A 13,951-nucleotide genomic window follows, 5' to 3' on the forward strand; every position below is an offset into this window, starting at 1 on the left:
CCGCAGCCCTCGCCGCGGAGTCCGCGGCCGCGGCGAACGCGTCCGCCAGGGCCGCCGCGACCGCCGCCGCCTCTGCCGAGGCCGCCGCCGAGGCATCGGCCGCGATGACCGCAGCGGTATATGCGGCGGCCACAGGCACCGTGTCGATCGCCGCGGTCGCAGCGGCCACGGCGTTTGCCGCCCCGGACCAGGCCTCCGACGCCGAGGTGCCCGGCCTTTCCGCCGCGGACGACTCCGCGACCGACGCCCCGGGCACCGCTACCGCGCCCGACGCGCCCGTTTCGCCCGATGCGCCCGATACGCCCGCCTCAGCCGCTTCGGCGACCTCGGTCGATTCGCCTGCGTCGCCCGCTGCCGGGCCCGATGACGGTCCGCACACAGCCCCGGCTTTCGGGTCGGTGGATGACACCGGTGCGCCCAACGTCGACGCCGGTCCGGCCGCTGACCCGTCCGAGCCGCGGCCCGTGCTGCGCGGGGTGTCGTTCAGCGCTCCGCGCGGACTGCGCACCGCCCTCGTCGGCCCGTCCGGCGCCGGGAAGAGCACCATTCTGGCGCTCATCGAACGGTTCTACGACCCGAACGCGGGCGTCGTCCGACTGGGTGGGCTGGACATCCGCACCCTGGATCGCACGGCGCTGCGGTCGCAGATCGGCTACGTCGAGCAGGACGCCCCCGTGCTCGCCGGCTCGCTGCGCGACAACCTCGTGCTCTCGGCGCCGGATGCGACCGACGAGGAGTGCATCGCCGTACTCCACGCGGTCAACCTCGGCGAGGTGCTCGAGCGCGACCCGGCCGGGCTCGGCGCCGCCGTCGGGGAATCCGGCGTGATGCTCTCCGGCGGGGAGCGCCAGCGGCTCGCGATCGCGCGGGCGCTGCTCGCGGCGCCGCCGATTCTGCTGCTCGACGAGTCGACCTCGAGCCTCGACGGGGTCAACGAGCAGTTGATGCGGGCCGCGATCGATGCCGTCGCCGTCGACCGCACGCTCATCGTGATCGCGCACCGGCTCTCGACCGTCGTCGACTCCGACCAGATCGTGGTGCTCGACCACGGCCAGGTGATCGGGACCGGGACGCACTCCGAGCTCGTCGTGTCGACGCCGCTCTATCGCGAGCTCGCCAAGCACCAGCTGCTCGTTTAACCGCGCCGGGACGCACGCCCGGTGCCCGCACTGACCCCTGACGAATTCGACGGAGTTCTTGCTCTTCCGCCACGTGGGAGGCCGGTCTTGGTCCGAGATCCCTAAGAACTCCGTCGAATCGGTCGGGGGTAGCGGAGGGTGACGAGCTGGAACGGCCGCAGCTCGATGTCGAGAAGCGGACCCGCTTGCGCGAGCGGAAGGCCGGGTTCTGCCAGCCGGCGTTCGAGCAGGTCGGTCGGGTAGGCATCCGCTGCCTCGAAGCGGCGGATGACCCGGGCACGCGCCCGGGACCCGTGCGCCTCGTAGATGCGCACGACCAGGTCGCCGCTGCGGTCTTCGGCGAGTTTGACCGCCTCGATCACGACGGCGGGGTTGTCGACCTCGAGGAGCGATTCGATGCTGTCGCTCGCGACACCGGTCACGGTGCGCAGCGGGAGATTGAGCCGGTAGCCCTCGGTGATCGCGTCCGCGATGCTCGCGCCCGGTCGCACCGAGACCCGGAAGGCGTGCCTGCCCTGGTCGGCCTCGGGGTCCGGGAAGAGTGCCGCGCGCAGCAGCGACAGCCGCACCGTCGTCGTGGCGCGGCCGGCGGCATCCGTCGTGCGGGTCATGTCGTGGCCGTAGGTGGAATCGTTGGCCACCGCCACCCCGTAGCCGGGCTCGCCGACGTGCACCCAGCGGTGCGCGCAGGTCTCGAAGCGGGCGGTGTCCCAGGAGGTGTTCGCGTGCGTCGGGCGATAGACGTGCCCGAACTGGATTTCCGAGGCGGCCCGTTCGGCGTGCACGTCGAACGGGAACTCGATCTTCAGGAGCTTCTGGCGTTCGTGCCAGTCCACGTCGAAGGCGAGATCGAGCGCCGGGGAGCCGGCGGCGAGGGTGATGTCCTGCACGAGTCGGGAACCGCCGAACTCCCGCGTCACCCGCACGCAGGCCTCGGCGGGCGTGTCGGTGACGACCTCGACGGACACGGCGGCGTCGAGCGGAACGGTCGTGCGCTTGTAGTGGGCGTCGATGTCCCAGGCGTCCCACTGGGTGGGAGTGTCGCGGTGCAGCAGCAGCCGGTTGCCGCGGCTGCCGGACGGGATGAGTTCCCGGTCGGCGCGGTGGTCGCGCAGGGAGGTGAGGAGTCCGTCGGCGTCGATCAAGACGCTGACGAGGCCGTTCGCGAGCACGAGCAGGCCGGACGCCGTGCGGACCACGGTCGCGGGGGCATCCGCTAGGCCCGCGTCGTTTCTGACCGTCGCGCCCGGACCGGCGCCGAGGGCTGGCACACCGGACAGGGCGTATGGACCCGCGTTGAGTGCCACGGTTCGGTCGCCGGCGCCGCAGAGTGCGGTCACGGATTCCGCGACGAGCGCGCCGAGGTCCCGAGCGACCTCCGCGTAGCGGCGTTCGGCCTCCTGGTGCACCCAGTCGATCGAGGAACCGGGCAGGATGTCGTGGAACTGCTGGAGCAGCACGGTCTGCCAGGCCCGCTCGAGCGCGTCATACGGGTAGGCGGCCCCGGTGCGGATGCTCGCGGTCGCGGCCCAGAGCTCGGCCTCCCGCAGCAGATGCTCGCTGCGCCGGTTGCCGCGTTTGGTCCGGGCCTGCGACGTGTATGTACCGCGGTGGAACTCGAGGTAGAGCTCACCCGACCAGATCGGCGCCTCCGGGTACTCGGCCTCTGCGGCCTCGAAGAACCGTCGCGGGGTGGAGAGCTCGACCGTCGGTGACCCTTCGAGCGAGGCGGTCCGGCGGGCGGCGGCGATCATCTCTGCAGTCGGGCCGCCCCCGCCGTCGCCCCAGCCGAAGGGGACGAGCGAGGTATTGGCCATGCCCTTCTCGGAATACTGGGTCTCCGCACGGGCGAGATCCGCGCCGGAGAGGTCGGAGCTGTAGGTGTCGACGGGCGGGAAGTGCGTGAAGATGCGGGTGCCGTCGATGCCCTCCCAGCGGAAGGAATGGTGCGGCATCGGGTTCGTCTCGTTCCAGGACGACTTCTGGGTGAGGAACCAGCGCGACCCCGCCGCCGCGATGATCTGCGGAAGCGCTGCGGAATACCCGAACGAGTCCGGCAACCAGACCTCGAGCGGCTCGATCCCGAACTCCGCGAGGAAGAACCGTTTGCCGGCGACGAACTGCCTGGCCAGGGATTCCCCGCCGGGCATATTCGTGTCCGACTCGACCCACATCCCCCCGACGGGCACGAAAGCACCCGCGGCGACCTGGGCGCGCACCCGCTCGAACAGCTCGGGGTAGTACTCCTTGAGCCAGGCGTACTGCTGGGCGGATGACGCGGCGAAGGTGAATCCCGGATACTCCCCGGCCAGGGCCAGCACGTTCGAGAACGTGCGGGCGACCTTGCGCACGGTCTCCCGCACCGGCCAGAGCCAGGCACTGTCGATGTGGGCGTGCCCGACCGCGTGCACCCGGTGCGCGCTCGCGGCGGCGGGCTGCGCGAGCGCGGGGGCGAGCACGGCCCGGCCTCGCGCGGCCGATCCGGAGACATCATCCGGGTCGAGCACGTCGAGGCAGCGCTCGAGGGCGCGCAGGATCCCGGCAGCGCGCGTCGACCCGTGCGGCAGGGCACGGCGGAGACCGTCGAGGGCGAGGACGTCCTGCAGTAACTCCCAGACCTCGTCGTCGCGGAGCGCGAGGTCGAGCTGTCGCAGCCGATAGAGCGGTTCGGTGCCGGCCGTGGCCGGGTCGCCGTTCCGGGTCGGCACGAACGTGAACCCCGCGGTGACGTCGGGGTTGGCGGCCGCCTCGACGTAGAAGTCGACGGATGCCGGGGCGCCCGTTGCGTCCAACGGTCGCGGTACCAGCGGCGCAAGCGGCAGGGAGCGGTTGCGCGGTGCGATCCCCTTGATCACGGCACCGCCTGCGGTCCAGGCGATGCCCTCGGCCTGGAACCCCGGCGTCGTGTCGGTGAAGCCGAGGTCGACGACGGCCTCGATCCGGGTACCGGGCTGCCCGGCCCAGTCCGCGGGGATCACGCCTGTCACGTGGAACCAGACCGTCGCCCAGGGGCGGCCCCATGCCTCGGCGGGGGCGAACGGAGCGTAGGACTGCTGCACGGCCTCGGCGAAGGTCGCGGGGGCATCCGTCACCGGAGCCGCCGACACCCAGGCCGAGACCTGCAGCGGCACGACCGCGCGGTACACGGCCGGCCGCAGCCGTTCGCGGAGGAACCGGTCGATGCGCTTCTGGATCAGTGCGGCCTCGTCGTCCATGCCAGCATCCTACGACCGCCCGCGGGGGCGAACTCAGGAATTCCGCACCGGTTGGTCGGAACTGCCGCACTGTTCCGCGGCCCCGGCTGCGCATCCCGCCGGATCTCCTGGGTTAGCCCCGCGCGGTCCAGGTGACGCCGAGCACGCGCGAGGCACACAGACCCGGTCAGCCCAGGTGCACGATCTCGGGGGCACCGACCAGGTCCGCCTTCGAGTGCTTGATCATGAAGAACGAGATCGGAGCGGCGAGCAGGATCAGCCCGGCAGCCCAGAGGAACGCGACCGAATACCCGCTCACGAAGGCGTCGAGCTGAACGGTCGGCGTCGCCGGGTTCGAGGCCAGGTAGCTCGAGATCGCGGCCGTGTACAGGGCGGTGAACAGGGCGGTGCCGATCGACCCGCCGATCTGCTGCGTCGCGGACACCGCGGCGCTGGCCACACCGGCGTCGTGCGCGTCGATGCCGGCGAGGGCGACGTTCTGCAGCGGTACGAAGATGGCTGCGAGGCCGATGCCGAGCAGGATGACACCCGGCAGGACTCGCAGCACGTAGTCGTCCTGGACAGTGACGAAAGACAACCAGGCGAGCCCGGCGGCGGCGATGACCGGGCCGATCGTCAGGGGCAGGCGCACGCCGACCTTCGGCAGGATGCCGGAGAGCGCGGTCGCGCAGACCATGATGGTCGCGGTCATCGGGAGCGAGGCGAGCCCGGAGCGCAGCGGCGAGTAACCGAGCACGATCTGGAAGTACAGGGTGAGGAAGAACAGGCCGCCGAGGAGGCTCGCTCCGGTGAGCAGCGAAACCAGGAAGGCGCCGCCGCGGACCCGGTCGGTGACGACCCGGAGCGGCAGCAGCGGGTTCGTCGCCCGGGCCTCGACGATGACGAAGGCCACGAGGAGCACGACGCCGAGGGCGAGGAAGCCGATCGTCTCGACCCGCCCCCAGCCGTTCTCGGCCTGGCTGAAGCCGTAGACAAGTGAGGCGAGGCCGGTGACGATGAGGATCACGCCGGGCAGGTCATAGCGGGTGTTTCCGTGCGCGCGGCTCTCCTGCATCAGCGGGATCGCGGCGAGGATCGCGACGAGGGCGATCGGCACGTTGACGAGCAGGCACCAGTTCCAGCTGGTGAACTCGGTGAGCACCCCGCCGAGCACGAGGCCGACGGCCGCGCCGCCGCCACCGATCGCGCCGTAGACGGCGAAGGCCTTGATCCGGTCCGTGCCGCCGGGGAAAGTGATCGTGAGGATCGCAAGCGAGGCCGGGGCGAGCAGGGCGGCGAATGCACCCTGCAGACCGCGGGAGATCAGAAGCTGGGTGGTGGTGTCTGCGAGCCCGCCGACCATGGATGCGAGCGCGAAGCCGGCCATCCCGACGAGGAAGGAGCGCTTGCGGCCCCAGTAGTCCGCGATGCGGCCGCCGAGCAGCAGCAGCGAGCCGAAGGCGAGGGCGTAGATCGTGACGACCCAGGTGCGGTCGCCGTCGCTCATGCCGAGGGCGAGCTGCGCCTTCGGCAGGGCGATGTTGACGATGGTCCCGTCGAGCACGACCATGAGCTGGGCCAGTGCCAGCACGGCGAGGAGCCACCAGCGGCGCGGGTGAGCTGCGGGATCGGACAGGGGCGGGGAGGAGACGGAGAGAGCAGGAGCGGGGGAACTCATCGAGACAGAAATCCTATTCAAACGAACTAGTTGGTTGGGATAGGTATGATCTTAGTCATGAGAAGTGACGGTGAAGCGACCCGCGAGCGAATTCTCGATGCGGCCCAGGCCGAGTTCGCCCGGTACGGACTGGCCGGCGCGCGCGTCGACCGCATCGCCACGGCCGCGAAGGCGAGCAAGGAGCGCCTCTATGCATACTTCGGCGACAAGGGCGCCCTGTTCACCGCCGTGCTCGAGGTCAACCGGCGCGACGTGATGGCCGCGATCCCGATGGACACGGACGACCTGCCCGGCTTCGTCGGCCGGGTCTTCGACCACGTCGTCGAGCACCCCGAGCACGTGCGGATGCTCGACTGGGCCAGGCTCGAGGGCGCCGCCGCGCTGCTGCCGACGACCTCGGAATGGCGCAACGGCCCGGAGGCGGCCGCGATCGCCGCCGCCCAGTCCCGGGGCGACATCGACCCCTGCTGGGATCCGGAAGACCTCGTCACCCTCGTCTTCTCGCTCGCGACGTCGTGGGTGCACTCCCCCGGGGTGTTCCCCGCCCCGGGCAGCGCGCCGGAGGCATCCGTGCGGGAGCGCCGCCGCGCCGCAGCGGTCGCCGCCGCCCGCAAACTCATCGCCCCCTGAGCCGGGGCGGGCCGGGCAGCGGATGCCGCCGGCCGGCCCCCACGGCCCGCCGCTACCCCTTGAGGTGGTAGCGCACGCTCGAGAGTTCGGCGAGCAACGCAGCGGGGACCCGGTCGCCGAACTGGGCGAAGTAGTCCTCGGTGAGGTCGCACTCGGCGAGCCAGCTGGTCTTGTCGATGTGGAACAGCTGCTCCACGGTCTCCTCCGGGAGGTCGAGACCGGCGAGGTCGAGGGCGCCCGCGGCGGGGAGGCGTCCGATCGGGGTGTCGACGGCATCCGTCGACCCTTCGATGCGGCGCACGATCCACTCGATCACCCGCGAGTTCTCGCCGAAGCCGGGCCAGAGGAAGCTGCCGTCCGCGCCCTTGCGGAACCAGTTGACCTGGAAGATCTCGGGGGCGCGGCTGCCGAGGCCCTTGCCGACCTTCAGCCAGTGCGCCCAGTAGTCGGCCATGTTGTAGCCGCAGAACGGGAGCATCGCGAAGGGGTCGCGGCGGAGTTCGCCGACGGTGCCCTCTGCTGCTGCGGTCTTCTCTGAGGAGATCGTCGCCCCCATGAAGACGCCGTGCTTCCAGCTGCGGGCCTGGGCGACGAGGGGCACGTTCGTGGCGCGCCGCCCGCCGAAGAGGATCGCGTCGATCGGGACGCCGCCGAAGGCCTCCCAGTCGTCGGAGATCGAGGGGCACTGCGCCGCGGCGACCGTGAAGCGGGAGTTGGGGTGCGCGGCCGGCGTCGGCGACGAGGGCGTCCAGTCGTTGCCCTGCCAGTCGATCAGGTGGCTCGGCGGCGTCTCGGTGAGGCCTTCCCACCAGACGTCGCCGTCGTCGCGGAGGGCGACGTTCGTGAAGATCGTGTTGCCCCAGACGGTCTGCACCGCGGTGGGGTTCGTGACGACGCCGGTGCCGGGGGCGACGCCGAAGAAGCCAGCCTCCGGGTTGATCGCCCAGAGGCGTCCGTCGGGGCCGGGGCGGAGCCAGGCGATGTCGTCGCCGATCGTCTCGACCGTCCAGCCGGGGATCGTCGGGCGCAGCATCGACAGGTTGGTCTTGCCGCAGGCGGAGGGGAAGGCGCCGGCGAGGTGAACGGCGCGACCCTCCGGCGAGGTCACCTTGATCAGGAGCATGTGCTCGGCGAGCCAGCCCTCGTCGCGGGCCATCACCGACGCGATCCGCAGGGCGAAGGACTTCTTCGAGAGCAGCGCGTTGCCGCCGTAGCCCGAGCCGTACGACCACACCTCGCGGGTCTCGGGGAACTGCACGATGTACTTGGTGTCGTTGCAGGGCCACGTGACGTCCGGGCGGGTCTCGCCTGCGGCATCCGTGAGGGGGTAGCCGACGCTGTGGATGGTTTGCACCCATCGGGCTCCGGCCTCGATCAGCTCGAGCACGGCGTCGCCCATCCGGGTCATGATGCCCATGTTGAGCACGACGTATGGTGAGTCGGTGATCTCGACGCCCAGCTGGGAGATCGGGCCACCGAGCGGGCCCATCGAGAACGGCACGACGTACATCGTGCGGCCGCGCATGCTGCCGGCGAAGACGGCGCGCAGCTCGTCTTTCATCGCTGCGGGGTCGGCCCAGTTGTTGGTGGGGCCCGCGTCGTCGGGGTCCGTCGAGCAGATGAAGGTGCGGTCTTCGACCCTGGCGACGTCGGACGGGCTCGTCCGGGCGAGGTAGCTGTTCGGGCGCCACTCGGGGTTGAGCTTGATGAGCTTGCCCTCTGCGACGAGCTGCTTGGAGAGTTCGTCGGCCTCCCGGCTCGAACCGTCGCACCAGATAACTTCGTCCGGCTGGGTCAGCCGGGCGATGGAATCCACCCAGGACTGGAGATTGGGATCCGTGGTACCGGCAGTGTCGTCGGAATCGCTTCCGCTGGATGTGACTCGGAAGTGGGCGATGGTCATCTCCTGGCCTTTCTCGGTATGGGGTGTGCAGCGGATGCCTGCGGTCGTGATCGATGCATCCGCGCGGCTTGTCGTCGGGCGTCCGTAACTCTGTGCTGCAGAACCAGAATGCGCGCAATCTTCCCTCCTGGATCAAAAAACTCATTTTAAGAATCGCGCTTCTTTAGATATTGTTAAGGAATGTCGACTCGAGCCTCTGATCTCGTCACCCTGGGCCTGCGCATCCGCCACTATCGCGGCGAGCGCGGCCTCACCCTCGACCAGCTCGGCGAAAAGGTCGGACTCGCAGGCAGCCAGCTGTCGCTCATCGAAAACGGCCGGCGGGAACCGAAATTGTCGATCCTGCAGGACGTCGCGACCGTGCTCGGCGTCCCGATCGCCGACCTGCTCAACGGCGAGGCGCCGAACCGGCGGGCCGCGCTCGAGATCGAGCTCGCGCGGGCGCAGAAGAACCCGCTCTACGGTGCGCTCGGCCTGCCCGAGGTCAAGGTCACCAAGGGCATGCCGGTCACTGCCCTCGAGTCGCTCATCGGGTTGCACCGTGAGCTTGCGCGGCGCGCGAGCGAGGCGATCGCGACGCCGGAGGAGGCCCGGCGGGCGAACACGGAGCTGCGCGAGCTCATGCGCGAGCAGAACAACTACATGCCCGACATCGAGGAGCTCGCCGAGGACCGGGTGCGGGCGTCCGGTCACGTCTCCGGAGCACTCACGCACCGCGAGGTGAGCGTGATGGCCGAGCAGCTCGGCTTCAGCCTGATCTATGTCAACGACCTGCCGAACTCGACCCGCTCGGTGACCGACCTCGTCAACCACCGGATCTACCTGCCGCCGGCGTCGATCCCCGGCGGGCACGGGCTGCGGTCGATGGCGCTCCAGGCGATGGGGCACCGGCTGCTCGGGCACGAACGCCCGGCGAGCTACGCAGAGTTCCTCTGGCAGAGGCTGCAGATCAACTACTTCGCGGCCGCGTGCCTGATGCCGCCTGCCGCGTCCGTCGCGTTCCTCGCGCGCGCGAAACGCGAGCGCGAGCTCTCGGTCGAGGATTTCCGCGACGCGTTCGGCGTGACCCACGAGGCCGCGGCCCTCCGCCTGACCAACCTCGCCACCTCGCACCTGGACATGCCGCTTCACTTCCTCAGGGTCACCGGCGACGGCGCCCTGCAGAAGGGCTACGAGAACGACGGCCTGCCGCTGCCGGTCGACGTAACCGGTTCGATCGAAGGCCAGTTCGTCTGCAAGCAGTGGAGTGCCCGCAGCGCCTTCACGCATACCAACCGCACGACCGAGTTCTACCAGTACACCGACACTCCGGCCGGCACCTTCTGGTCGGCCACCCAGACCGGGGCGGCGGATGGCGGCGAATTCTCGATCAGCGTCGGGGTGCCGTTCGTGCACGCCAAGTGGTTCCGCGGACGCGAGACCGTGCAGCGAGCCGTGTCGCGCTGCCCGGACGAGTCCTGCTGCCGCCGGCCGGCCTCCGACCTGGCCGCGCACTGGGCCGGTCACGCCTGGCCGAGCGCCCGCCTGCACGCGCACGTGCTCTCGCCCCTGCCGAGCGGCACCTTCCCCGGCGTCGACGACACCGAGGTCTACGAATTCCTCGAGGCCCACGCGGCCCCGTGATCGGATGGTGTTTTGGCGTCCGGCTGGGTCGAGTATGTGTGTGGGGATTCCATGTTTCGAAGCAACGCCACCTTCCACGGTGGTCTCGCGTTCTTACGCCCGCACCGGATCAGGGCCTACGCTGCGATTAGTCGGGCCGTTTCCGACAGAAAAGGAAGAGAACATGCCGACAGACCAGTATCACGAGCCGCCTCAGGAGTTGTCTGCCGAGGTGCGTACGTTCGCCAGGATGTGCGCAAGCCTCTCCGAAGAAGCCGAAGCAATCGGCTGGTATGAACAACGCATAGCCGTTGAGCAGGATTCCGCCGCCCGCGCCATCATGGAGGATTCGCTCGGCGAAGAGTACAAACATTTCAGTATGGAACTGGAGTTCCTGCTCCGCGCAAAGCCGAAATGGCGAGAAATCGCTCAGGGCATCCTCTTCACGGACGGCGATATCGTCTCGCACGGTGAGAAGGCGGAGGCGGAAGCCGATTGAGTGCGCCGCGCGCGTTCGCCACAATGTAACGGAGAATGGCTCCTCAACGGCGGCACAAAAATGAGCACCGGAAGGGCCGGAGCGATCTTCGCAGTCTCGGCATTGGCGACGCTCGTCGCCGGCGTCGTTCTGGAGTTGTCCGGCGATGCGGCGGCGAACCAGCTGGGAGTCTCTGGAATCATCTTCGGTGCCACGATCCTGGCCCTGGCGACCTCGCTGCCCGAGCTCTCCACCGGTCTGCAGTCCATCAAACAGGGCGACGACAACGTCGCCATGAGTGACATCTTTGGAGGAAATGCCTTCCTCCCGGTGCTCTGCCTGTACCTCGTCGGTATCGCGGGGCTCTTCACCATCGCGTCCTGACCGCGGGGCGAGCGTACCCGGTGGGAGTCGTCGTGTCTGGCAGCGGATGCAACGGATGCCGACATGTACGTTCCGACCCAGTTGCGGAGAGCGGATGCGCCGGAGCGAGTGCGTCAGGCGGGTGCGGCAGAGAGGGTGCCCGGCGGGAGACCGAGTTCGTGCTCTGCGACGGTGCGCACGAGGTCGCGCTGGCCGCGGGCGTCGCCGTAGCGCACGACGGCGTGCGCGTTGATGCCGTCGATGATCGCGAGGAGCTGCCAGGCCAGGGCGCCGCTGTCGGCGACGGCGAACTCGCCGCGCGCGCAGCCCCGGTTCAGGAGGGCCACGAGGAACGCCTGCCAGGCATCCATCTGCACGCCGACCTCACGGGCAAGGGCGATGTTGCGGCGCCCGACGCTCCAGGCGTCGAGCCATACGGTCGTCACGGCACTGCGATCGGGGCCCAGGAGTGTGTCGATCAGCGCGCGCAGCGCCTCGACGGAACTCGGGAGAGCGGAGAGCTCCTTCGTGATCTCCGCGAGCTCTGCGCCGGCGATCGAGCCGAAGGTCGTCGCGACGAGGCCCTCCGTGCTCGGTTCGTAGTGGCTGACCAGGGCGGGTGTGACACCGATCCGGGCCGCGATCGCGCGGAGCGTGATGGCGTCGAGACCGTCGTAGCGGGCGATCTCGCGGGCCGTGCGCGCGATCTCGGCGGCGCGCTCGGGACCGGACTTGCGCTTGACTCGGCTCGGAAGGGTTGACATCGCACCTCAGTGTATATAGTTATGCCTCGGGCTTATTGATCAAGTGATCAACTGGCTCCCTATCCTTTCTTCGACCGCCGTTGCCGGCACCCCAGGAGACGCCTTGCAGCTCATCATCGCCCCCGCCGCCCCGCCGCTGACCCGGGTCGCCGACGCCGCACCCACCCCCGCCCCGCTCCGGGTCGGGCTCGTGCAGCACCGCTGGCACGCGGACGACGCGACCCTCCGCGCCGAACTCGCAGAGGGCATCCGCCTTGCCGCCGCCGCGGGGGCGCGGATCGTGTTCCTCCCGGAACTGACCCTCCGCAAGTACCCGGGCAACCGTCGTGCGACCGGCGTGCCCAAGCTCGACGCCGAGGACCTCTTCACCGGCCCGACCTTCGCCTTCGCCGCCGAGCAGGCCCGCGCGCACGGCGTCGTCGTGCACGCCTCGCTGTTCGAGCGGCCGGACCCGGCCGACCAGCCCGGCGACCCGCGCGGCTACAACACCGCGATCATCGTCTCCCCCTCCGGCGAGCTGCTCGGCCGCACCCGCAAGCTGCACATCCCCGTGACCGAGGGCTACTACGAGGACACCTACTTCCGCCCCGGGCCGCCGGAGAATGCGTACCCCGTCTATGCCCCGGCCGAACTCGACGGCGCCCGCATCGGCATGCCGACCTGCTGGGACGAGTGGTTCCCCGAGGTCTCGCGCCTCTACGGCCTTGCGGGGGCGCAGATCCTCGCCTACCCGACTGCGATCGGCTCCGAGCCGGGCTTCCCGGCATTCGACACCCAGCCGATCTGGCAGCACGTCATCGTCGGCAACGGTATCACGAGCGGCCTGTTCATGGTCGTCCCGAACCGCTGGGGCGATGAGGGCGACCTGACCTTCTACGGCTCCTCGTTCATCTCCGACCCCTACGGGCGGATGCTGGTCCAGGCCCCCCGCGACAAGTCGGCCGTGCTCGTGGCCGACCTCGATCTCGCCCAGCGGGCCGAGTGGCTGGCCCTGTTCCCGTTCCTGGGAACGCGCCGGCCCGACAGCTACGGACGCCTGACCACCCCGGTCGAGCAGGGGCATCCGTTCGGTGCGGACGCGGACTCGAGCGCGGGCGCGGGCGCGGCGGCCCGCGCATGACCTGGCGGATGCCCGCGGAGACCGCGTTGCAGGAGCGGGTCTGGATGGCCTTCCCCTCCGACGGCTACACGCTCGGCGACACGGCGGCTGAGGCGGAGGATGCGCGCAGCACCTGGGCGGCCGTCGCGCACGCGGTGCTCGAGTTCGAGCCGGTGACCATGGTCGTCGACCCCGGGAGCGCCGGCGGGACCGGCGCACGCGACGCGCGGGCCGCCGCCGCGCGGCACCTCTCCGCCGGCGTCGACGTACTCGAGGCCCCGCTCGACGATGCCTGGATGCGCGACATCGGGCCGACCTTCGTGCTCGATCCGGCCGGGCGGCTCGGCGCCGTCGACTGGATCTTCAACGGCTGGGGCGGCCAGGACTGGGCGACCTGGGGCCGCGACGCCGACATCGCCGGGATCGTGACCCGCGCGGCCGGGGCGAGACCGGTGTCCTCGCTGCTCGTCAACGAGGGCGGCGGCATCCAGGTCGACGGCGAGGGCACCGTAATCGTCACCGAGACCGTGCAGCTCGACCCCTGCCGGAACCCGCAGGCGGACCGGGCCAGGGTCGAGGCCGAACTCGCCCGCACGATCGGGGCGACGCACGTGATCTGGCTGCCGCGCGGCCTCACCCGCGACCAGGCCCGCTTCGGCACCCGCGGGCACGTCGACATCGTCGCCGCGATCCCCGCGCCCGGCACGCTCCTGGTGCACGCCCAGAACGACCCGGCGCATCCCGACTACAGTGTGACCCGGGAGCTGCGCGCGGGGCTCGCCGCGTCGACGGATGCCGCTAGCCGGCCCTGGACGATCATTGACCTGCCCGCGCCCGCCCGGCTCTCCGACGCCGAGGGCTTCGTCGACTACAGCTACGTGAACCACCTCGTCGTCAACGGCGGCGTCATCGCGTGCGGCTTCGGCGAACCCCGGGCGGATGCCGCGGCCAGGTCGATCCTCGAGAACGCCTACCCGGGGCGGAAGGTTGTGACCGTGGACGCGCGGCCGCTCTTCGCCCGCGGCGGAGGCATCCACTGCATCACCCAGCAGCAGCCCGCGGCGGCTTAACCCGCCGCAATGTCTGGCGGTGAGGCTGTCG

General features: G+C 70.2%; 11 protein-coding genes. 7 read left to right on the forward strand and 4 right to left on the reverse strand.

What is annotated here, in order from left to right; genetic code table 11:
- Positions 1 to 1,139: ATP-binding cassette domain-containing protein (locus E3O50_RS19705; RefSeq protein WP_241980943.1), on the forward strand; the 1,139-nt coding region annotated here is incomplete at its 5' end.
- Between the two features lie 101 nt (positions 1,140 to 1,240).
- On the opposite strand, the gene E3O50_RS13790 is transcribed toward E3O50_RS19705, so the two are convergent.
- Entirely contained in the window at positions 1,241 to 4,354 is a 3,114-nt protein-coding gene (locus E3O50_RS13790; protein WP_134447119.1) for a glycoside hydrolase family 38 C-terminal domain-containing protein, read from the reverse strand.
- A gap of 166 nt (positions 4,355 to 4,520) precedes the next feature.
- A complete protein-coding gene (locus E3O50_RS13795; RefSeq protein ID WP_134447117.1) occupies positions 4,521 to 6,011 on the reverse strand; it encodes an MFS transporter in 1,491 nt (496 codons plus the stop codon).
- Between the two features lie 57 nt (positions 6,012 to 6,068).
- Between E3O50_RS13795 and E3O50_RS13800 the strand changes: the two genes are divergently transcribed.
- Entirely contained in the window at positions 6,069 to 6,641 is a 573-nt protein-coding gene (locus tag E3O50_RS13800) for a TetR/AcrR family transcriptional regulator (RefSeq protein WP_134447115.1), read from the forward strand.
- Between the two features lie 52 nt (positions 6,642 to 6,693).
- On the opposite strand, the gene E3O50_RS13805 is transcribed toward E3O50_RS13800, so the two are convergent.
- On the reverse strand, positions 6,694 to 8,544 hold the full coding sequence (locus E3O50_RS13805; protein ID WP_134447113.1) for a phosphoenolpyruvate carboxykinase (GTP): 1,851 nt from the start codon (positions 8,542 to 8,544) through the stop codon (positions 6,694 to 6,696).
- A gap of 180 nt (positions 8,545 to 8,724) precedes the next feature.
- On the opposite strand from E3O50_RS13805, the gene E3O50_RS13810 reads away from it, so the two are divergent.
- The 3 genes from E3O50_RS13810 to E3O50_RS13820 all read left to right on the forward strand — a co-directional run bounded on the left by E3O50_RS13810 (position 8,725) and on the right by E3O50_RS13820 (position 11,008).
- Positions 8,725 to 10,167, forward strand: a complete 1,443-nt coding sequence (locus E3O50_RS13810) for an XRE family transcriptional regulator (protein ID WP_134447111.1) — start codon at positions 8,725 to 8,727, stop codon at positions 10,165 to 10,167.
- A 163-nt stretch (positions 10,168 to 10,330) separates the two neighbouring features.
- Positions 10,331 to 10,645, forward strand: coding sequence for a hypothetical protein (locus tag E3O50_RS13815; protein WP_134447109.1), 315 nt, complete (start codon positions 10,331 to 10,333; stop codon positions 10,643 to 10,645).
- 60 nt (positions 10,646 to 10,705) lie between these two features.
- Positions 10,706 to 11,008: a hypothetical protein gene (locus E3O50_RS13820; protein ID WP_134447107.1), complete on the forward strand. Its 303-nt coding sequence runs from the start codon at positions 10,706 to 10,708 to the stop codon at positions 11,006 to 11,008.
- 113 nt (positions 11,009 to 11,121) lie between these two features.
- On the opposite strand, the gene E3O50_RS13825 is transcribed toward E3O50_RS13820, so the two are convergent.
- The gene (locus E3O50_RS13825; protein ID WP_134447105.1) at positions 11,122 to 11,751 is read right to left on the reverse strand and encodes a TetR/AcrR family transcriptional regulator; all 630 of its coding nucleotides are present in this window, start codon (positions 11,749 to 11,751) and stop codon (positions 11,122 to 11,124) included.
- 112 nt (positions 11,752 to 11,863) lie between these two features.
- Between E3O50_RS13825 and E3O50_RS13830 the strand changes: the two genes are divergently transcribed.
- Complete coding sequence (locus E3O50_RS13830) at positions 11,864 to 12,871, forward strand: nitrilase-related carbon-nitrogen hydrolase (protein ID WP_241975361.1); 1,008 nt, start codon at positions 11,864 to 11,866, stop codon at positions 12,869 to 12,871.
- Positions 12,868 to 13,920 carry an agmatine deiminase family protein gene (locus E3O50_RS13835; RefSeq protein ID WP_134447103.1) on the forward strand — a complete coding sequence of 351 codons (1,053 nt, stop codon included), beginning with the start codon at positions 12,868 to 12,870 and terminating at the stop codon, positions 13,918 to 13,920. Before E3O50_RS13830 ends, E3O50_RS13835 begins: the two co-directional genes overlap by 4 nt.
- The last annotated feature ends 31 nt before the right edge of the window (positions 13,921 to 13,951 follow it).

The sequence above is a fragment of the Cryobacterium sp. MDB1-18-1 genome, assembly GCF_004402735.1.
GTDB lineage: Bacteria > Actinomycetota > Actinomycetes > Actinomycetales > Microbacteriaceae > Cryobacterium > Cryobacterium glucosi.

Coding starts and splice junctions, on each gene's coding strand:
- E3O50_RS13815 (WP_134447109.1), top strand. CDS start 10,331: ATGCCGACAGACCAGTATCACGAGCCGCCTCAGGAGTTGTCTGCCGAG.
- E3O50_RS13790 (WP_134447119.1), bottom strand. CDS start 4,354: ATGGACGACGAGGCCGCACTGATCCAGAAGCGCATCGACCGGTTCCTC.
- E3O50_RS13820 (WP_134447107.1), top strand. CDS start 10,706: ATGAGCACCGGAAGGGCCGGAGCGATCTTCGCAGTCTCGGCATTGGCG.
- E3O50_RS13795 (WP_134447117.1), bottom strand. CDS start 6,011: ATGAGTTCCCCCGCTCCTGCTCTCTCCGTCTCCTCCCCGCCCCTGTCC.
- E3O50_RS13835 (WP_134447103.1), top strand. CDS start 12,868: ATGACCTGGCGGATGCCCGCGGAGACCGCGTTGCAGGAGCGGGTCTGG.
- E3O50_RS13825 (WP_134447105.1), bottom strand. CDS start 11,751: ATGTCAACCCTTCCGAGCCGAGTCAAGCGCAAGTCCGGTCCCGAGCGC.
- E3O50_RS13800 (WP_134447115.1), top strand. CDS start 6,069: ATGAGAAGTGACGGTGAAGCGACCCGCGAGCGAATTCTCGATGCGGCC.
- E3O50_RS13810 (WP_134447111.1), top strand. CDS start 8,725: ATGTCGACTCGAGCCTCTGATCTCGTCACCCTGGGCCTGCGCATCCGC.
- E3O50_RS13805 (WP_134447113.1), bottom strand. CDS start 8,544: ATGACCATCGCCCACTTCCGAGTCACATCCAGCGGAAGCGATTCCGAC.